The organism is Streptosporangium sp. CA-135522 (assembly GCF_050949235.1).
In the GTDB taxonomy this organism is placed as follows: domain Bacteria; phylum Actinomycetota; class Actinomycetes; order Streptosporangiales; family Streptosporangiaceae; genus Streptosporangium.
The window spans coordinates 5,954,660-5,972,222 of the sequence record NZ_CP192026.1; the positions used below are offsets into that span (position 1 = coordinate 5,954,660).

At 66.7% G+C, this 17,563-nt stretch carries 23 protein-coding genes and 1 pseudogene; 11 read left to right on the top strand and 13 right to left on the bottom strand.

All coding sequences use genetic code 11. The features are described 5' to 3' along the window. Positions 1–38 precede the first annotated feature (38 nt). Both ACQPYK_RS28295 and ACQPYK_RS28300 read left to right on the top strand, forming a co-directional pair. Positions 39–701: a response regulator transcription factor gene (locus ACQPYK_RS28295; protein ID WP_433237132.1), complete on the top strand. Its 663-nt coding sequence runs from the start codon at positions 39–41 to the stop codon at positions 699–701. Beyond that, positions 694–2,055, top strand: coding sequence for a sensor histidine kinase (locus ACQPYK_RS28300; protein ID WP_433237135.1), 1,362 nt, complete (start codon positions 694–696; stop codon positions 2,053–2,055). Before ACQPYK_RS28295 ends, ACQPYK_RS28300 begins: the two co-directional genes overlap by 8 nt. A 68-nt stretch (positions 2,056–2,123) precedes the next feature. Here the strand turns inward: ACQPYK_RS28300 and ACQPYK_RS28305 are convergent, their stop codons facing one another. Further along, the gene (locus tag ACQPYK_RS28305) at positions 2,124–2,249 is read right to left on the bottom strand and encodes a hypothetical protein (RefSeq protein ID WP_433237138.1); all 126 of its coding nucleotides are present in this window, start codon (positions 2,247–2,249) and stop codon (positions 2,124–2,126) included. Between the two features lie 452 nt (positions 2,250–2,701). Between ACQPYK_RS28305 and ACQPYK_RS28310 the strand changes: the two genes are divergently transcribed. Continuing rightward, positions 2,702–3,172, top strand: coding sequence for a hypothetical protein (locus tag ACQPYK_RS28310; protein ID WP_433237141.1), 471 nt, complete (start codon positions 2,702–2,704; stop codon positions 3,170–3,172). Between the two features lie 68 nt (positions 3,173–3,240). Here the strand turns inward: ACQPYK_RS28310 and ACQPYK_RS28315 are convergent, their stop codons facing one another. Beyond that, positions 3,241–3,549: a TetR/AcrR family transcriptional regulator C-terminal domain-containing protein gene (locus ACQPYK_RS28315; protein WP_433237144.1), complete on the bottom strand. Its 309-nt coding sequence runs from the start codon at positions 3,547–3,549 to the stop codon at positions 3,241–3,243. On the opposite strand from ACQPYK_RS28315, the gene ACQPYK_RS28320 reads away from it, so the two are divergent. Beyond that, on the top strand, positions 3,539–3,670 hold the full coding sequence (locus ACQPYK_RS28320) for a hypothetical protein (protein ID WP_433237147.1): 132 nt from the start codon (positions 3,539–3,541) through the stop codon (positions 3,668–3,670). The two genes, ACQPYK_RS28315 and ACQPYK_RS28320, sit on opposite strands and share 11 nt — an antisense overlap. Positions 3,671–3,695: 25 nt before the next feature. Here the strand turns inward: ACQPYK_RS28320 and ACQPYK_RS28325 are convergent, their stop codons facing one another. Continuing rightward, on the bottom strand, positions 3,696–4,292 hold the full coding sequence (locus ACQPYK_RS28325) for a TetR/AcrR family transcriptional regulator (protein WP_433237150.1): 597 nt from the start codon (positions 4,290–4,292) through the stop codon (positions 3,696–3,698). Between the two features lie 64 nt (positions 4,293–4,356). Here ACQPYK_RS28325 and ACQPYK_RS28330 point away from each other — a divergent pair, with 64 nt between their 5' ends. Next, complete coding sequence (locus ACQPYK_RS28330) at positions 4,357–5,283, top strand: NAD-dependent epimerase/dehydratase family protein (RefSeq protein ID WP_433237153.1); 927 nt, start codon at positions 4,357–4,359, stop codon at positions 5,281–5,283. Positions 5,284–5,400: 117 nt separating this feature from the next. Here the strand turns inward: ACQPYK_RS28330 and ACQPYK_RS28335 are convergent, their stop codons facing one another. From ACQPYK_RS28335 to ACQPYK_RS28345, 3 genes are all read right to left on the bottom strand, one after another. Then, positions 5,401–5,601 carry a hypothetical protein gene (locus ACQPYK_RS28335; protein ID WP_433237156.1) on the bottom strand — a complete coding sequence of 67 codons (201 nt, stop codon included), beginning with the start codon at positions 5,599–5,601 and terminating at the stop codon, positions 5,401–5,403. Positions 5,602–5,673: 72 nt separating this feature from the next. After that, positions 5,674–6,333 (bottom strand): class I SAM-dependent methyltransferase, encoded by a 660-nt coding sequence (locus ACQPYK_RS28340; RefSeq protein WP_433237159.1) that lies wholly within the window; start codon positions 6,331–6,333, stop codon positions 5,674–5,676. A 328-nt stretch (positions 6,334–6,661) separates the two neighbouring features. Continuing rightward, a complete protein-coding gene (locus ACQPYK_RS28345; RefSeq protein ID WP_433237162.1) occupies positions 6,662–7,249 on the bottom strand; it encodes a TetR/AcrR family transcriptional regulator in 588 nt (195 codons plus the stop codon). Between the two features lie 92 nt (positions 7,250–7,341). Here ACQPYK_RS28345 and ACQPYK_RS28350 point away from each other — a divergent pair, with 92 nt between their 5' ends. Further along, a complete protein-coding gene (locus tag ACQPYK_RS28350; RefSeq protein ID WP_433237165.1) occupies positions 7,342–7,638 on the top strand; it encodes a hypothetical protein in 297 nt (98 codons plus the stop codon). 315 nt (positions 7,639–7,953) lie between these two features. Here the strand turns inward: ACQPYK_RS28350 and ACQPYK_RS28355 are convergent, their stop codons facing one another. Beyond that, positions 7,954–8,115 carry a hypothetical protein gene (locus ACQPYK_RS28355; protein WP_433237168.1) on the bottom strand — a complete coding sequence of 54 codons (162 nt, stop codon included), beginning with the start codon at positions 8,113–8,115 and terminating at the stop codon, positions 7,954–7,956. A 126-nt stretch (positions 8,116–8,241) separates the two neighbouring features. Next, positions 8,242–9,390 (bottom strand): FAD-dependent oxidoreductase, encoded by a 1,149-nt coding sequence (locus ACQPYK_RS28360; RefSeq protein WP_433237171.1) that lies wholly within the window; start codon positions 9,388–9,390, stop codon positions 8,242–8,244. Between the two features lie 286 nt (positions 9,391–9,676). On the opposite strand from ACQPYK_RS28360, the gene ACQPYK_RS28365 reads away from it, so the two are divergent. Both ACQPYK_RS28365 and ACQPYK_RS28370 read left to right on the top strand, forming a co-directional pair. After that, positions 9,677–10,258: a TetR/AcrR family transcriptional regulator gene (locus ACQPYK_RS28365; RefSeq protein ID WP_433237174.1), complete on the top strand. Its 582-nt coding sequence runs from the start codon at positions 9,677–9,679 to the stop codon at positions 10,256–10,258. Between the two features lie 292 nt (positions 10,259–10,550). Further along, a complete protein-coding gene (locus ACQPYK_RS28370; protein ID WP_433237177.1) occupies positions 10,551–11,105 on the top strand; it encodes an AraC family transcriptional regulator in 555 nt (184 codons plus the stop codon). Here the strand turns inward: ACQPYK_RS28370 and ACQPYK_RS28375 are convergent. The 4 genes and pseudogenes from ACQPYK_RS28375 to ACQPYK_RS28390 form a co-directional block, all read right to left on the bottom strand. Beyond that, a complete protein-coding gene (locus ACQPYK_RS28375; RefSeq protein ID WP_433237180.1) occupies positions 11,020–11,985 on the bottom strand; it encodes a serine hydrolase domain-containing protein in 966 nt (321 codons plus the stop codon). The genes ACQPYK_RS28370 and ACQPYK_RS28375 overlap by 86 nt on opposite strands. Before the next feature lie 350 nt (positions 11,986–12,335). Continuing rightward, positions 12,336–13,499: a cyclophane-forming radical SAM/SPASM peptide maturase GrrM/OscB gene (gene grrM, locus ACQPYK_RS28380; protein ID WP_433237183.1), complete on the bottom strand. Its 1,164-nt coding sequence runs from the start codon at positions 13,497–13,499 to the stop codon at positions 12,336–12,338. After that, positions 13,496–13,735, bottom strand: a complete 240-nt coding sequence (locus ACQPYK_RS28385; RefSeq protein ID WP_433237186.1) for a hypothetical protein — start codon at positions 13,733–13,735, stop codon at positions 13,496–13,498. The genes grrM and ACQPYK_RS28385 overlap by 4 nt, the downstream gene beginning before the upstream one ends. Positions 13,736–13,785: 50 nt before the next feature. Further along, positions 13,786–14,059: pseudogene (locus ACQPYK_RS28390) on the bottom strand (hypothetical protein); the annotation flags it as partial. A 576-nt stretch (positions 14,060–14,635) separates the two neighbouring features. Between ACQPYK_RS28390 and ACQPYK_RS28395 the strand changes: the two are divergent. Both ACQPYK_RS28395 and ACQPYK_RS28400 read left to right on the top strand, forming a co-directional pair. Next, complete coding sequence (locus tag ACQPYK_RS28395) at positions 14,636–15,424, top strand: S1 family peptidase (protein ID WP_433237189.1); 789 nt, start codon at positions 14,636–14,638, stop codon at positions 15,422–15,424. A gap of 508 nt (positions 15,425–15,932) precedes the next feature. Continuing rightward, positions 15,933–16,442: a molybdopterin-dependent oxidoreductase gene (locus ACQPYK_RS28400; RefSeq protein ID WP_433237192.1), complete on the top strand. Its 510-nt coding sequence runs from the start codon at positions 15,933–15,935 to the stop codon at positions 16,440–16,442. Positions 16,443–16,507: 65 nt separating this feature from the next. Here ACQPYK_RS28400 and ACQPYK_RS28405 read toward each other — a convergent pair whose 3' ends face one another. Further along, on the bottom strand, positions 16,508–16,738 hold the full coding sequence (locus ACQPYK_RS28405; protein WP_433237195.1) for a TOBE domain-containing protein: 231 nt from the start codon (positions 16,736–16,738) through the stop codon (positions 16,508–16,510). 284 nt (positions 16,739–17,022) lie between these two features. Between ACQPYK_RS28405 and ACQPYK_RS28410 the strand changes: the two genes are divergently transcribed. Continuing rightward, positions 17,023–17,514: a hypothetical protein gene (locus ACQPYK_RS28410; RefSeq protein WP_433237198.1), complete on the top strand. Its 492-nt coding sequence runs from the start codon at positions 17,023–17,025 to the stop codon at positions 17,512–17,514. The last annotated feature ends 49 nt before the right edge of the window (positions 17,515–17,563 follow it).

Genomic DNA, 17,563 nt, shown 5'->3' on the forward strand with positions numbered 1-17,563 from the left:
AAAACTAAGAGCGTTTTCGCCCATGTAGCCTCGGTGAGATGCGCGTGCTTGTGGTGGATGACGACCAGGGGGTCGCCGAGGCGGTCGGCACCGCGCTGGAGCTCGACGGCTATGAGGTGGCGTGGGCCGCCGACGGGCACGCGGGGCTGGATGAGGCACTCGACTGGCAGCCGGACGCGATGATCCTCGATGTACTGATGCCGGTGCTCGACGGGCTTTCCGTCTGCCGCCGTCTGCGGGCCACGGGCGACCGGGTGCCGATCCTCATGCTCACCGCCCGCGACGCCGTCGCCGACCGGATCGACGGCCTCGACGCGGGTGCCGACGACTACCTCGTCAAGCCGTTCGACGTGGACGAGCTGCTGGCCAGGCTGCGGGCGTTGCTTCGAAGGGCCTACCCGGCCACACCCGACGAGCTGCGCCTGGCAGACCTGGTCGTGGACGTCAAAGCCCGCAGGGGGCGGCGGGGCGAGCGGGTGATCGACTTCACGCGGACCGAGTTCACTCTGCTGGAGCTGCTGATGACCAACGCGGGGCAGGTACTCACCCGGGAGCTGATCGTGGATCGGGTGTGGGGCTACGACCTGGACCCGTCCACGAACGCGCTGGAGGTTTACATCGGCTATCTGCGGCGCAAGCTGGGCGAGCCGAAGCTCGTGCACACCGTCCGAGGAGTCGGCTATGTGATGCGCGATGCCTGACATTCCGATCAGGATCAGGCTCGCGGCCACCGCCGCGCTCGCTGTCGCCGCTGTGGTGATCGCGGTCCTCGGCGCGTCCTACGTGATCGTCGGACGCGAGCTCTACCGTGAGCTGGATCTCAGCCTGGTGCGGAGTGCCACTTCGGCGCAGTTGCAGGTGAAGGCGGGAACTGGACTCGTGCCGACCGCCTGCGCCAATCTGGCCTCACCGGGGTGCGTCCAGGTGCTGTCGCACGACGGCAGTCTGGTCGATCCGGTGGCGGACACGCCTGCCATACCAGCAGCCGCTCAGCGCGTGGCGCGCGGTCAGAGCGGGCCGCGGTTCCTGGACGGCACACTGCTCGGCGAGCCCATCCGCAGCTATGTGACGCCGATGGAGGGCGGCGGCGCGATCATGTCCTCGGTGCGCTCCGACACCGCCCAACGTGGCACGACCCGGATCGGCGCTCTCCTGGCGATTCTCGGCGGCTTCGGCGTCCTTGTTGCAGCTTTGGCAGGATATTTGGTTGCACGGACGGGATTGCAGCCGGTCGCCAGGCTCACCTCCGTCGCCGAGACGATCGCCGCCACCCGTAATCCATCGCACCGTATCGACGTGCGCGGCCGTGACGAGGTGGCCAGGCTGTCGGCCAGCTTCAACACCATGCTCGGTGAGCTGGACCGCTCGGTCACCGCGCAACGCCAGCTCGTCGCCGACGCCTCGCACGAACTGCGCACCCCGCTGACCTCGCTGCGCGCCAACATCGGGCTGCTGGATCGCGACTTGACACCTGCGCAGCGCTCGCGAATCAGCCAGGCACTGCGCAGGCAGGCCCTTGAGCTGTCGGCGCTGATCAACGACCTGATCGAACTGGCGCGAGGTGAGGAAGCACCGACCGACCTCGAGGAACTGCGGCTGGACGCGTTGGCCGCCGACTGCTTGGCGCGGGCTCGCCGTAACTGGCCGGCCGTGTCGTTTTCGGCGTCGCTTGCGCCTGTCACGCTGTACGGCGTGCGGGCCCGATTGGCGCGCGCGATCAACAATCTGATCGACAACGCGGCGAAGTTCGGTGACGGCCGGGTGGAGGTGCGGCTGAGCCCAGGCGAGCTGTCGGTGCGCGACCATGGGCCTGGGATCGCGGCGGAGGACCTGCCGCGCATTTTCGACCGCTTCTACCGCTCGCGCGCCGCCCGCGGCCTGCCGGGCTCGGGGCTCGGCCTGGCCATCGTGCAGCAGGTCGCCCACGCACACGGCGCTTCGGTCAGCGTCGGCAACGCCCCGGGGGGTGGAACGGTGATCCGGATCATCATGGATGGGCAGCGGCAAGGGGGCCCGGCCGTACTCGGACTGCCCCCCATCTACCCAGCCAGATAGTCCACCACGGGGCCGCTCGTGGTCCCGTGTCATGTTTCGGGCAGGTCAGCGGCCGCACGTCACGGCGATCAGGTCGTCCCGATGCCGAACAGATCGGTCTGGCGGGTGACGCCATTGAGCGCGAACACCGAGGTCATCTCGGGGGCGTCATTGAAGTTCGGGATCCACCCGGACCATTGCCCCGAATCGTTCATGTAGGCGTAGTACAGGGTTCCAGCGGATAGAGAATTATCTCTCATGGACTTCTCTCGCCCAACTGGAGTTACCATTACAGCCTCTATTCCGTTTCGTTGCGACTCGTCATGAAAAAGCCGCCCTGACCATGGTCGTGCCACCTATCAGGGACCCGCCCATCCAGGCCATAGAGACTATTAATCGACATCGAAGGTGAAAAGACAGCCGTACATCCGGTTGAATGCGCGGCGAAGGGCGCTGGAGCGGCGATCCCCCGCCCGTTGCCGTCGAATCCGCGTATTGGAGTCGAGGCCGGTGATTGTCCGGCACGGCAGATCCATTATTCCGGACCGAGATTTCCCAGAGATCAGTTTTCCACCGAATCGGGCCGACTCCAAGCCATCTGCAAGTCCACTCCAAGTGGACTTCGGAAACCTTGGTCGTGATCGATCGGGCGAGAAAAGGGGAAACCATGCTCGTGCGTTCCAAGTCCGGCTCTCTCCTGTCGCTGGCAGGCCTTCTCGGGTCACTGGTTCTTGCCAGCGCAACCCCCGCGCATGCCTCAGCCGAAGCCGGACTCGGCCTTACTTTATATGTCCAGGACGTGGATGAGGAGGGAACCTGGAGCAACGGCGACGAAGTCTTCATCAGCGTCACGCGCGATGGGTCGACTCAGCGCTATGCCCCGACCGACGGCACGATCGACGTCGACGAATCCGACGAGGGCCGGCGGGTCGAAATCCCGTCAGCAAACCCCCTCAAGTTTCCGGTGGGCACTAAATTAACAATCCAGGTATGGGAGGACGACGTCTCCGGGGACGATCTCCTCGCCGAGGCCAAAGACGTCGTCGTCGACTGCAATCGCCCCTTCAGCGGAGTAACCGAAATCACAAAGCGGAAGTATTACAGTTACTCGTTCGACGGTAGGTTCACCTGCTGGTGAGCACGGCCGCCGACTTTCAACTCGTAATCTTCCGCGGGTGGTGAGAGGGCCGAACCGCTGCGGCATCCCTACCCATTCGGTACGCGCGTGCCGGGGCACGTGACATAAGGTGTGCACTCCGGCGGTGACCATGACTTTGAGTTCGGCCTCGTCCTGCAGGGCGTGCGATCGGTCAGGTTGTCGGCGGAGATGAGCAGCATCAGGTGCCCGACGGCGCGTACGAGGTCGTCGATCGTGAGGCCGCCGCGGTCGGCGATCCGGCGGAGCCGTTCGGCGAGTTCGCGCCGGACGCGGCCCGGGCCGGCGTCCTGCCAGAGTTTCAGCGCGGCCGGCGGGATGTGCTCCGTTTCGGCGTTGATCTGCCGGATGCGCGTCATCAGCGGCGTCTACGACCCATCCCGCGACGCCGCCGAGCACATGGCCGTCGCCTCCCTTACCGACGCCTTCGACGTGCTCATCCACATCCGCCAGGTGTCTCCCGTACGATGGCCGTCCTGAGGGTTCCCCGGCCACGCGCTCGCGCTCATCCCCTGGCCATCCCCCGCACCATCGTGTCGAAGGCGCCGTCCCAGTGGCGGCGCGCCTCGTTGACGTCGCCGAGTGCGCCGCGCAGTTCGAGGCTGCACAGCCCATGTGCGAGGCCGTTGAGCCTGACGGCGAGGTCATAGGGCTCGGCGGGCGCGAAAGCGCCCTTTTCCACGCAGCGGACTACGGCGGCGACCAGTGCATCGAAAGACGGCTGGATCAGCGCGCCGGTCTCGGCGTCGGGCTGGAACTCGGGGACCGGCCGCCCGAACATGAGCTCGTAGAGGTGGGGGTTGGCGAGGGCACTGGCGCGGTAGGCGTGACCGAGAGCGAGCAGGTCGGCGACGGGGTCACCGGTGCGGGGAACCGCGGCGAACGCCTCGGCGAGGCGTTCGAACCCGGCCAGGAACATCTCTCGGACCAGGCCGGCCTTGTCGCCGAAGAGGTTGTAGACGGCCGAGGTGGACACGCCCGCCTGCTGCGCGATGCAGCGGGTGCTCAACGCCAACGGGCCCTCGGCGGCCAGGAGTCGGCCGGCGGCGTCGATGAGTTCGCGGCGAAGTTCGACGTAATCCCGATTTCTGGGTCGTGCCATGGCGACCATGGTATCGTTACGCCGTTACGTAACGATGTTATAAAAATGATCCAGGAGCAATGTCATGTCTGGACTGCACGTAGTCCTCGGCGCCACCGGCGCGATCGGTTCGGCCGTCGTCGCCGAACTGACCGCTCGCGGCCACCTGGTCCGCGCCGTCAGCCGGAGCGCGGCCACCGGTCCGCACGGCTTCCGGGCCGACGTCACCACCACCGATGGCGCGATCGCCGCCTGCGAGGGCGCCGCAGTCGTCTATCAGTGCGCGCAGCCGAAGTATGAGCGCTGGACCGATGAGTTCCCCGGTCTCACCCGCACGGTCCTCACCGGAGTCGAGGCCGCCGGGGCGAAGCTGGTCATGGCCGACAACCTCTACGTCTACGGGCCCGTCGACGGCCCCATGACCGAAGACCTGCCGCACGCCGCCGCCAATCCCAAAGGCCGGGCCCGCGCCGAAGTCGACGAGCTGATCCTCGCCGCCCACCGGTCCGGGCGGGTCCGCGCGACCCTGGGACGGGCCTCCGACTACTACGGCCCCGGAGGTGTCAACACCATCATCGGCCCGACCGTCTTCGCCGCCGCCCTGGCCGGAAAGACCGCCCGCTGGGTCGGTGACCTCGATCAGCCGCACACTGTCGCGTATCTCCCCGACATCGCCGCCGGACTGGCCACCCTTGGCGAGCGGGCCGAGGCCGACGGGCACGCCTGGCATCTGCCGGCCGCCGAAGCGGTCACCGGACGCGATTTCCTCGGCCTCGTGTGGGCGGCGGCAGGAGGCAGGCCCAAAATCTCCGGGCTCGGCCGGGGAGCGCAGCGTCTCATCGGACTGTTCAACCCGATCGTGCGCGAGCTCGGGGAGACCTGGTACCAGCGCGACCGCCCCTTCATCTCCGACGACTCGGCCTTCCGGAGGACGTTCGGGCCGGTCAAGGCGACTCCTCATGCCGAAGGCGTGGCCGCGACACTCGATTGGTATCGGCACAACGCAGCCTGAGTCCCCGCGGTGATCCGTTCGTTCACGGGCTTTCGGCGACTGAGAAACCTTTCCAACTGGCCGCGACCCTGTACGTGACGTTCAGATAACACTCCGTCATTGATCTCGGAGACCCCGTCACCGTCCGCTGCCCGGGTGTACGTCACGTACGAAGTGGAGAGCTGCGTGGGGCGCAGGAGGGTCTTGGGGGATCAGCCGGTACAGGCCTGTGCGGCGGCCGGTGGCCGTGGCGATGGTGATCTCGCAGTCGATGACGCGGACCGCGACGGTGCCGAGCATCGACGGGTAGGAGCCGTCGGCCGGGCGGCACCGCTTCAAGGGCCCTTGGCGCAGGTGACGTCGGCCGGCCGGACAAGGGACAGGAATCCGGGAAGAGCGCCGGGCCGATCGCTACGCGAAGGCGATGACGGCATATCTCTCGTCCTGGATGGACCGCCCCCACAGGGTGGGATCGAGAAGGGGCTCGACGCGCAGAGTCCTCACCATCGGTCGCAGGGCCTGCACGAGCCGCTCGGCCTCGACCCCGCCCATCCACGGCATCGACTCGGCTTCGACCTCATAGGACTGGTCCTCATCCGGCTCGGCGCCGGCCCAGCGTCCCTCGATGAGCACCAACCGCCCGCCGGGGCGCAGCAGGCCGATCCATCGGCGCAACGCATCCTCCGGGTCGGGCAAGGTCCACAGCAGGTGACGAGAGAGGATCACGTCGAAGGACGTCCCCGCCGCTGCGGGCGGGTTGCTCGCGTCACCCACCATCATCACGGCATCGAAGCCGGCCTCGGTGAGCTTGCGCCGAGCCTGCCCGACCATCAGCGGCGACAGATCCACCCCGACCGGCCGGTGGCCCTGCTCGGCAAGCACCAGGGACAACGAGCCGGTGCCGCACCCCAGGTCCAACACGTCGGCAGGCGAAGGGGGCGTCCACGAGCGCAAGCGCCCTGCCCATGCGGCCCTGACGTGGGGATCGCGAAGGCCGTGATCGGCCTCCTCGTCGAAGGAGGCGGCGAAGGCATCCCAGAAGGACGCGATTGAAGCACTGGTTTCCCGCATTGGCAGAGCGTGTCACCCGGCACCGACAAGAACGCGGGTGACTGTGACCGCGAGAAGCAACAACGTTTGTTCGCTGCTTCGAGTGACGATTGCGGGGCCGTCGGGGCGGTGATCTCGATGAGATTCGGCGACGGTGCCGGCTCGCGGAAGCCTTGATGTGGAACGTACGCCAAGCCGTGATCTCGGCACGTGACGGTTCCCACCGGTGCAGGAGGCTTGGCAGGCATTCCGGTGCACCGGGGTGTCCGCGTCCGCGGGTGTCATCGCGCTCTGAGGCAACCCGGCTGAGGGTGGCGCGTCCGCTGACCGCTCTGTCCCGGGGGTGGTGTCATCCGGCCAGAGCCCGAAGGCCGGCGCGCAGGGAGTCCACCGTGGTGTCCTCGGTGAAGGCCGCACGCACGATGAAGCCATGGACGACGCCGATCAGAACATCGGCGATGGCCGTAGGATCGGCGTCGCGCGTGACCAGCCCGCGCTCCTGGTAGGCGTGGACAGTCTCGGCGAACAGCGCGCGGACCTGGGCGAGCATGCCGGCCAGGCGCGAGCCGAGAGCCTCCTCGTCGGCGGCTGCGGCCCAGAAGCGCAGCATCAGCCGACAGGACTCCGGCGTGGCGTCCATCGGGGCGCCCTGGCTGAACACTTCGGCCACGAGATCGGACAACGGCGGCAGCGGGTGCCGGGTGAGTGACCGCTCGAAGGTGAGGCGCACGCTGTCGAGGACCTCGTCGGCCACCGCGGTGACCAGTTCCTCCTTGCTGGAGAAATAGCGGTAGACGGCGCCGGCGGACAATCCGCTCTCGTCCAGCACGTCCTGAACGGACACCGAGTGGAAGCCCTTGCGGCCGACGCACCGGCGGGCCGCGGCCATGATCTGGCGGCGGCGGGCCTCGAGGTGTTCGGCGGAGACGCGTGGCATGGTCAAAGTAAAACGAATGTTCGCTCTCTTGACAAGTGCACCACTTTCCAGGGAAGGTTAAAAAAAACGAACCTTCGTTTTAGGAGGCGGACATGGGCACCATGCTCATCAAGCAGCGCGTTCTCGACATCGACCGGTGGGCCAAGTGGTTCTACGAGCCGCAACTCGACGCGGCCCGCCGCGAGTACGGCCTCACGGCGGTCGGCAGCTTCGTCGACGCCGACCACGACGACACGGTGATAGTGCTCCTGGAGGCTGAGACCGAGGAGGCCGCCCGCAGGTACGTGAACTCCCAGACCCTGGCGGGGGTCAGGGAGCGCTGCGGCGCCATCGGCTTCCCCGACGGCGTGTGGCTGGGGATCAGTCCGATCGTGAACCCATACGCCTGACAGGCACAGGCCGACCGAGCGCGCGGTGATGGGCCGGCGCGAGGGGCGGCGCCGGTAGAGGCGGCGCCGATGGCTCCGCACATGGAACGAGCACCGCTTGTCTCTTGCATCGGCACCATGAAACGGTGCCGATGCAAGACCGGATGTCAGCGAGTCCGGGCATCATCAGCATCGAACCGTTACGCAAGAATCCCGTCACCGAGCAGCGCGAGGGCCAGGTGCGGCTGCGGCCGGCGATCATCGCGCAGCTCGGCGCCGGCACCCTGCCGATGTCCGCCAGTCTCAAAGGCCCGCTCGGCCGACGGCGTGCCCGGCTCAGGCGCGGGTCTGGGCGAGTCGGTAGGAGTCGGCGCCGGTCTCGAACGGCTCGTCCGTTAACGGCCGCAGCAGCGGACGATCGACGGCGAACAGCTCACCGATCGTGCGGGGACGCGACCGGATCCGCCGCTGCTCGTCCTCTTCGTCCCAGCGGTCCACCACACGATTACTGACGGGTGTCCAACCGGGAACTCACCGGTCGTGGGCCGCTTCGGTTCACGAACTGGAGCTTGGATTTCAGGAGCGGTTGGGGTGTCTGGGTAAGGACCGGTATCTGTTGACCGGTCAGTGCTGGGGCGGGCCGAACCCTGCGAGGTCGCCGCTGTCGTGTCGCTCGAGCAGGGCCTCGGCGCCGTTTTCGAGGAGCCGGGCCGCGTCCGTCGCACGAGGGAGCATGGTCTTTTCGTAGGTGCCGATGGCTTCGCCGACCGTGGTGGAGCCGGCCAGCGCGAGAGCGAGTTCGCAGGCGTCGAGCATAGCCAGGTTGGCGCCGACGCCGAGCGGGGGCATGAGGTGGGCGGCGTCGCCGAGCAGGGTCACGGTCGGTGTGGGTTCCCAGGTGTGTGGGACCGGCAGGGCGAACAACGGACGATCGACGTACGGTCCGTCGTTGTCGGTGATCATCTGGAGCATGGGTGGCGACCAGCCGGAGAAGGCGTCGAGCAGCCGGGCGCGGATCCCCGCGGTGTCGTCGACATTCAGACCGCTCGCGGTGATCCAGTCGGCGGGCAGGCGCTGAATGATGTAGACCCGGATGTGGTCGCCACTGTTGCGCTGGGCGAACAGAGCGCGGTCGCCGTCGGCTGCGACGGCGCCACCCTGGCCGACGAGCGCGGCGAGGTCGGGGTGCGCGTTCTCGACATCCTGGAACCAGGCCTCCAGGAAGCTGACCCCGGTGTACTGCGGCGCGGCCGACGACACCGCCGGGCGGACTCGGGAGAACGCACCGTCGGCACCGATGACCAGGTCTGTCTCGACGGTCGCGCCATCGAGGAAGTGCACCCGTCGCGGGCCATCGGCCGGGCCGCCGACCTTCTCGACGGAGTGGTCCCACTGCACGGTCCCCGGCTCCAGCGAGTTGAGCAGCAGATTGCGCAACTGGCCCCGGTCGATCTCCGGTTTGAAGAACTCGTCTTCGGCCGGGACGTGGTGGCTCAGGATCCGCCCCGTCGGATCCAATCGGCGCATCTCCTGTCCCTCCGGGCGTGCCAGCCCGAAGAACTCGTCGATCAGGCCTGCCTCGCGCAGGGCGAGCTGCCCGTCGTCGGCGTGCAGGTCGAGGGTGCCGCCCTGATTGCGCGCCTCCGGGTGCGGGTCGCGGTCATAGACCGTCACGGGGATGCCGTGCTTCTGCAGGATGCGGGCACAGGTGAGGCCACCGGGACCTGCTCCGATGATGCTGATCCTCGCGGTGGCCGGTGCTGGTGAGTTCATTGCTGGTCCTGTCGTTCATGACTGTGTGCGAGCCGCGGCGGGATTGCGGATGCGACTCCCTGTGACGCGCGGGGCCGCAAGCCGTGTTCGCCTGCCGATTCCTGCGAGGCCGCCGCCGCGATGGGGTGTTCACACCACCCGGCCGCATACCGCAGCCGCTCGTGTACGTCGTCCCCGAGATCCCAGGAGCTGGAGGCAACCCCGCCATCCCAGAAAAGCAGAACGAGTAAAAAAGTGCAACTGGTCCACTAATTGTCGGTAACCACTTTTTGGATAGGGTGGGTGCATGGACAAGCCACCCGTCGTCGGTCGCCGCGAACGCAAGAAGGCGGCTACCCGTCAAGCGATCGCCGATGCCGCCCTGCAGCTGTTCCTGGAGCGAGGCTACGACCGGGTGAGCATCAGAGACATCGCCGAAGCGGCCGACGTGTCGACCACAACGCTGTTCAAGCACTTCCCGGGCAAGGAGGCACTGGTCTTCGACCAGGACGAAGACCGAGAGGCGGAGTTGGTCGCCGCGGTACGTCAACGCCCCGCCGGTCAGGGCGTCGTCGATGCGCTCCGCGAGCACGTCCTCACGTCCTGGCTCCCGGTCGCGACCCACCCGCGCCTGGCCGAATTCACCGATCTCGTGGACTCCACGCCGGCGCTGCAGGAGTACGCCGAACGTATGTGGACCCGGCACGCCGCTGCCCTCAGCGCAGCCATCGCCGATGACGCCGGTGTAAGCCACGACAACATCGCCTGCCACGCACTCGCCCGGTTCGTTCTGGAGATACCGGCACTCACCCGAGGCCGGCAGGATCCTCGAACGGCCGTCGAGGAGGTCTTCGGCCTCCTCGCACACGGCTGGCGCCCGCCCGGCTAGCGGCTGGGATCCGAGTCGGGCATCATGCGCGGCGGGTTCACTTCGCCCTCGCCGTCGTCCTCGTTGACGGAGGCCCGCGCCCTACCAGCAAGATCATTGCAGGGATTGACAATGCCTTCTCACAGATCAGGGCGTTGGAGGGCGTCGATGTCCGGGCCCGCAGAGGTGTTCGCGGTCGCGAACCGGGAGATGTCCGGCCAGACGCCCTACCAGGTGCTGCTGGCCGGGCCGGACGGCGACCACGCACTGGGCCACCGCCGACCGGCCGGCCGCCGACCACCCCGATGTCACCGTGGACCCCGACCCGATCTACATCCGGTCGGGGAAGGTGTGGACGGGCGCGGGCATCAGCGCGGGCATGGATCTCGCGCTCGCTCTGGTCGCCGAGGACCATGGCGAACGGCTCGCCTGGGCGGTCGCCCGGCAGATGGTGATGTACCTCAAGCGGCAGGGCGGGCAGAGCCAGTTCAGCGTCCCGCTGTGGCAGGCCCCGGCCGAGCGCCGCGACATCGACGAGCTGCGGGTGTGGATCATCGCGAACCTCACCGCAGACCTGTCGGCGGCAGCGCTCGCCGAGCGGGTGAGCCTGAGCGAACGGCACTTCACCCGGGTCTTCCGCAAAGAGACCGGCGCCACCCCGGCCGCCTACCGGCGGCGGTTCCGCACCGCCGCCTGCGCTCGTAGGCCCTGTCTCGTGGATTTTCGTCGTTGGCCGAGAGTCCGGAGCGACATCCGGAGACCGAGGCCGCTGTCGGCGCACTTCAGTGCTTGGTCCCTGCCAGGATCACCTCGTCGAGCACGACTGAGGCGGTCGGCTGATCGGGCCTGTTGTACTGTCCCGCGGTGATGGCGACCGCGAGGTCCAGCGCGGGCGCCACGTAGATCCGCTGGCCGCCGTTGCCGAACCCGCCCATCCACGTGTCGCCCATGTACCACTGGTAGCCGTAGTGGAAGCCCTCATCGATGCGCACGTGCGAGCGCAACGCCGTCGCCAGCCAGGACGTGGGCACGATGCCGCGGCCTCCGTCAAGCACGAGCTGCGCGATCGCGAGGAGGCCGCGAGGGGTCAGCCGCAGCCCAGAGGCCGCAAGGGCCGTCCCGTCTTCGCCGGTCGACCACTCGAAGTGCGTGATTCCCAGCGGCTCGAACAGCCTGGCGCGCGCGTAGTCCTCCAGCGCCAGCCCCGTGCCCTTCTCGATGAGCCGCGCCACCAGCGCCGAGGCGCCGCCGCAGTAGGACCATCTGACACCGGGTTTTTCCACGATCGGCTGTTGCAGGATGTAGCGGAAACGGTCGGGGGCGAGCTCCATCGCGATCTCACTGTTGGCCGCGCTCGTATAAGGGACGTTTTCGTTCCACTCCAGCCCGAGCGTCATGGTGAGCGCGTGCTCGATCGTCAGCACGGCGCGCTGGGGGTCCTCGGCAAGGTCCGGATATTCGGGGAAGTGCCGTAGCAGCGGCTCGTGCGGCTCCGGGGCCTGGCCATCTGCCAGGGCGATGCCGTACAGGAGGCTGACGACGCTCTTGGTGACCGAGCGGATGTCATGGAGCGTGTCGGGTGTGAAGCGCACGTGGCCGAGGGGTTCGTTCAGTTTGAAGTCCTCGCCCTCACCATAGTGCTCGAGGACCACCTGGCCGTGGCGGACGGCGACGACGGCGTGGAGATCAGGCACCTGGTTTTGCTCGATGGCCCTCGCGAGGTGATCGGCGAGTGTGTGACTGCTCATGGTCCAGTTCTATGCCCTACCGGGGTGTCAGGGCCAACCTGGCCAGAAGAACACTCGTTGAGCGCCTTTCATCCTGTTTCGCGGAGTTGAAGAACGAGGATGGCCTGCCGGCCCGGGGCAGCCTGCGCCGGCGTGAGTCGATCTTCTCCCGGTGGCGGCGGATGATGCCGGACAGGTACGTCAACGTCCGGCGTGACAACGACAGCGCAGCACGATAGAACAGCACGCGAAGCTCCTGGGGATGCTGTCGCTCTTGGTCGACAACGCGACTACCGGGGCTTCACTGCTTGTAGATCAGGTTCAGCAGCTCGCAACGAGCCCGTGACCTGCCCCCTCAGGATGGAAAAGGCTCACTCATCCCGCACAGGACCGGCCGCGATCCGTTCCCGGTCGGCTCGTTCGAGAGCCTCCACGACCACGTCGGTAAGGGTTTGGCGATGCAAGCGGCAGGTGAGGGTTTCGGTTGTGGTCAGAGATCCGTTTTCGAAATATTTGTTGGATACGAATCCCCCTCCGCAGAAATCGAAGTATGGACAGGTCTGCCTGCAGCGGCGAACCCCTTCTGCGACGTCCCGTGAAAGTCGGTGGAACAGCGGGCTGGCGATCATGTCGGCGAGCTTCTCCCGATGGACGTTTCCCAGGCGAAAATCACAATATTGCGTGCTCGCCGCCCCGGTGAACTCGGGTGAGAACGTCGAGACATCACCGTCTCGGTTCACAGTGATGATTCGAAACGGCTCCGTCTCGTATGGAACACGTATGAGCGAAGGATTCTCCAGCTTATCTGCGATCAGGGAGACGACGTCCTCGAACTCGCGGATGACCATCTGGGGGGCGCGGGATCTCCACAGCCGCCAGATACGCTCCATGAACGCACGATATTCTTTTATCACCGTCTGGGTGTCGGCCTCTTTGAGCGATGTGGTGCGATGCTGGTTTTCGATCTCCTCGACGTTGAACCCGAGCCATCTGATGTTGTTTTCGTGGAAGAACTCAAACAGCTCGTCGGGATGAAGCAGCGCCTCGCGCGTCAGCACGCACAGGGCTCCTGGGTCGATGCCGTGCGCGCGGAGATGATGTAGGCCGCGAAGAGTGCGCGTGAGGCTACCGCGCCCTCCCCACGTCGGTCGTTGCCGGTCGTGAAGGAACGATGGCCCGTCCATGCTCAGCCCCACGGAGAACCCGTGACCGGCCAGGAATCGCGCCCATGTGTCATCGAGCAGCGTCCCATTCGTTTGGATGATGTTGCACACGTTTCGGGAGTGAGGGTTGTGGGCCGCTATGAGTTCGACCGCGTGCGCGTAGAACGGCAGACCAGCCGTGAGGGGTTCACCGGCGTGCCAGAGGAACTCCACGTGGTCGTCGACCAAGTCGCTCTCCAAGACCGCGCGGATAGTTACCTCAAGAGTCTCCCTCGACATGATGCGGGCGTCGCGGCGTCCCGGAACGTAGCAATACCGGCAGTTGAGATTGCACAGCGAGATGGGCTGGAGGACGACGAGCCGGATCTTCATTTCGCCCCGCCCGATTTGCCGAATATATCCATCCAGTGACCATTGTCGTTCCATGTCTTTCTAAATGAGTTCCACCACCATACGCGGGTGTCGTCCGACTCTTTCGGGCCAGCGCGAAAACTCACCACGGTATCGGGATGAAGGCGCTTTATGCGCGCGCGGAGAAGCTCTTGGACTTCGTCGATCGTCTCCGTCAGCTTGGGGTCTTGATGATGCGCTTCGCGCGGTTCGTCCATATCAGCAGTGTGAACACGCATCGAACGGGAATGCAGCAATCACCATGCGACGGCGTGTCGGGCAAGGCGAGATGGACCGTGCCGTAGTTTTCGGCCACAGGGCCGACCTCAGGGTCGATGGAGTTGTGCTGCTTGTGTTTCCTGCCGTAATACGGCCGCTCGCCGGCGACGGGGTCGATGGGAATGAGCGTGCCGTCCACGATGGCGTAGGCCGATCGGGAGGCGCGCTCGGCGGCGGCGTTCGGAACGCCGCGCGCGGATGAGCTCGGCCAGGCGGACCGGGGTGCGGTGGGACAGCGGAATCGAGGCACGGTAAGACAGCAGCGAGGCTCCCGGTTGGGGCATCGGATCTTGGTCGGCTGCTGTCTTACGGGGAGCCTCCTCTCATCCGCCACCGTCCTCCACAAGCCCGCCGTGACCAGAACCATCAGGATGGAAGCCTCACCGTTCAAGGCGACAGCGCTCCGTGCCGCCGTGAGCGGCCCTGCGCTTGGCCGCCAGCCGGGCATGCAGCCCTGCCTGGCAGCAGTTCCGGCCGCCCGTCCCACCGAGTCCCCGCCTGAGCTCCCCCGCCCACGCCGGTTCAGGATGGCCGTGGTGCGCGGATCAACAGAACAAGAAGGCCAGAAGCTGCAGCGGACGTACGGCGAGGCACGACAAGCACGGTGCGCTATCGGCGGGCGATGGCTGTGAGGCGTTGGACGTGCCCGCCTCTTCGAGAGCGTGTCGCCGAACCCTGATGGCGGCATGTCCGACCTGGTCAGGTGGGGTTATCCCTACCCCGTGTTGTCGTGCTGGCATCATCACCCTGCGTTATGAGGACAGATAGCCTCATAACGTCTTAATCCCCCATCGAAGGAGTTATTCCCGGTGTTTGGCACGAAATCGTTCCGTCGCGTTATGTCACGTTCCGCTGTCGTCGCTGTGGCCGGCGTAGCCTGTCTCGCCGCCACCGCCGGTAGCGCCGGAGCGATCATCAACGGCAAGGACTCCACGGAGTCCTACCCGTTCATGGCATCCATCCCGATCTCGGTCCCGGCTCTGGGCCTCAAGGACGGCGTGTGCGGGGCAACGTTGATCGACCCGCAGTGGGTGGTGACCGCAGCTCACTGCCTCAACATGGAGATCGGGTCGATCCCAAAGGGAACGGTCCGCATCGGCAGCGACAAGCGGAGGTCAGGCGGAACGGTCCGTAAGATCGCGCAGGCGGTGACTCACCCCGGCTTTGCCCAGAGCTCGCCCAACAAGAATGACATCGCGCTGGTCCGCCTGGACCACCCCGTCTCCTATAAGCCCATCCAGATCGCCGAACAGCCAGGACGGCCCGGCACCCCGACCCGGATCATCGGCTTCGGCATCACCTCGTTCAGCAAGAACCCGGCCGACTGGAAGATGTCCAAGCGACTCCAGCAACTCGACACCCGCAGAGGCGCGATCTCCGAGTGCGGTCCCGGCTACGCGAGCAGCACCCGGCTGTGCACGATCAGCCAGGTGCCCAAAGCCATGGCGTGCAACGGCGACTCCGGCTCACCGCAGATCCAGCGTGGCAGGGGCGGCCGATGGGAGCTCATCGGCGCCACCTCGGGCCCCGGCGCCAAGAGCCCGTCCTGCGCGGAAGGTCCCGGTCTTTACACCAATGTGCCCGCCTACGCGGACTGGATCAACAAGACGATCCGCAAGTACAGCTGACCCCTTGCCCCTGCTCCTGGCATGACCACGGATCGGGGGGGCGCCGGCGCGGGATCCGGCTGAAGACCGCTGGGCCGGACCGCTCGCGGGGCGGACTCCCGCCGAACGGCTGTGCCGGGGCCAGATCGTCGTCCTCGAGCCGATCGGCCCGGGATAAGCCTTAGGTTCCCCGGGATAAGCCTTAGGTTCAAGGCATCGTCGCAACGCCCCAGTTGAGGGGATGCGATGGACTTCGAGATCCGGGAGGACCGGCGGCGAACCCGGGGCGGGCGGTGCCGGCGCCGACCCTGGCGGAGCGGCTGCCTCGCTGATCCAAAGCGTCGTCACGACATTAGCCATACAGACTTATATTCCAGCGTTAACACCCACTTTTCATCGCAACAGCGGCGTAATCTACGCTCTCATCATCGCATCCACGAGATCGGGAGCACGAGATGAGTCTCGTCTCTCCCGCCGTCGCCGACAGATCACCGCGACCCTGCTGGCAGCCCCGCTCTTGGCGGCGCTGGTGTCGCTTCCGGCCGGCGCCGCTTCGGCGGCTTCGGCCACGCCCGTTGCTGCCGCGCAACGCGACACCAGCAGCATCGTCTCGCCGGTCAAGGTCCGGGGCGAGGTCGCCCATCCGCGTTCCTTCAGCCTGGCGCGCCTGCGCGGCCTGCCCCAGCACACCGTCCGGGTGGGCTATACGACCTCCCACGGCCCGGAGAAGCACATCTTCACCGGCCCGCTGCTGGCCAGCGTGCTCGCCCTGGCCAAGCCCCGCTTCGATCCGGAGACCAAGAACGATCCGCTGCGCTTCTACGTCACCGCCACCGCCTCCGACGGCTATCGCGCCACCGTGGCCTGGGCCGAGCTCGACCCCGGCTTCTCCGGCAAGAAGGTCCTGCTGGCCGTCAGCCAGGACGGCGAGCCGCTCGATGAGCAGGGTCCCCGCCTGGTCGTGCCCGGCGACGTCAAGGGCGGGCGCTACGTCAGCGGCGTCACTCACCTGTACGTCGGCGACGCCGACACTCGCTGACAGACGGCCCGGAGTGGGCCGAAGCAGGCACGTGTCCACCGCTTCGGCCCGCCCGTGCGCCCTTGTCAGTCCTCGACCGCCAGGATCAGGTCGGACGCCTTGATCACGGCGATGACCTGGCTGCCCTGCGACAGGCCCGGCTCACGAGCGGCCTCCTGAGTGATGGAAGCCACCAGGCGCACCCCGCCTGCATCCAGCTCGACGTTCGCCGTCGCCTCCCCGTGCGTGATGCCCGTGACCGTGGCCGGAATCTTGTTACGCGCGCTCAAGCGCATGACGTTCTCCTTGATCGACATCAGCGCCGGTCTACGCGACCGGCCGGCCCCCACGACCATCTCCACGCCATGTGACCTGGTAGAGAGCCTTCGCGACCAGATGCAGCCTCACCTCGACACCGCCCGTGCGCCCGGCGTGCTGAGCCGCCCCACCCATGTCACTGTTGCCGCAAAAACGAAGTTAAACTTCGCATGGAACCAGTATTTGCCATGATGAATCTCTCTAAAGGTCGCAAATAAGTATCCTTTCGTCATAAACGGGGCATGCTGTACTGAGCCCCTGTGCGACGGGCGAGGGAGGGCCGATGCAACCCGCGTCGATCGGCACTCTGGATAGCGAACTCGGCGGCGGACGGGTTCGCTTGGCAGGCCAGGTGCGCACTCCGGCGCTGCTGAGCGTGGCCGATCTGCGGATGTTGCCGCAGCAGGAGGCGGAGGTGAGCTTCTCCTGCCGCAAGTCCGGGGTCCGACGGCATCACTTCACCGGCCCGTTGCTGGTGGAGGTGGTCCATGCGGTCGAGCCGATCTTCGATCCGGACGAACGCAAAGACCGGCTGCGGTTCCTGGTCTCGGTGCTGGGCAGCGACGGCCACCGCGCGGTGCTGTCCTGGGGAGAGATCGATCCGGAGTTCGGCAACGCACCAGTTCTTCCGAGTGTCCGGATGGACGGCGACGACCTCGACGAGCAGGGCCCGCATCTGGTGGTTCCAGGAGATCGGAGCGGAGGCAGGCACATCAGCCGGATCACGGAGATCCGGATCTGCGCCGATGCATGCCTGCGGAACCGGTCCGGGTAGTTACCTGCTGAGAGATCGTGGCCGAAAGATGGGCCCCGTAGTAGGGGGA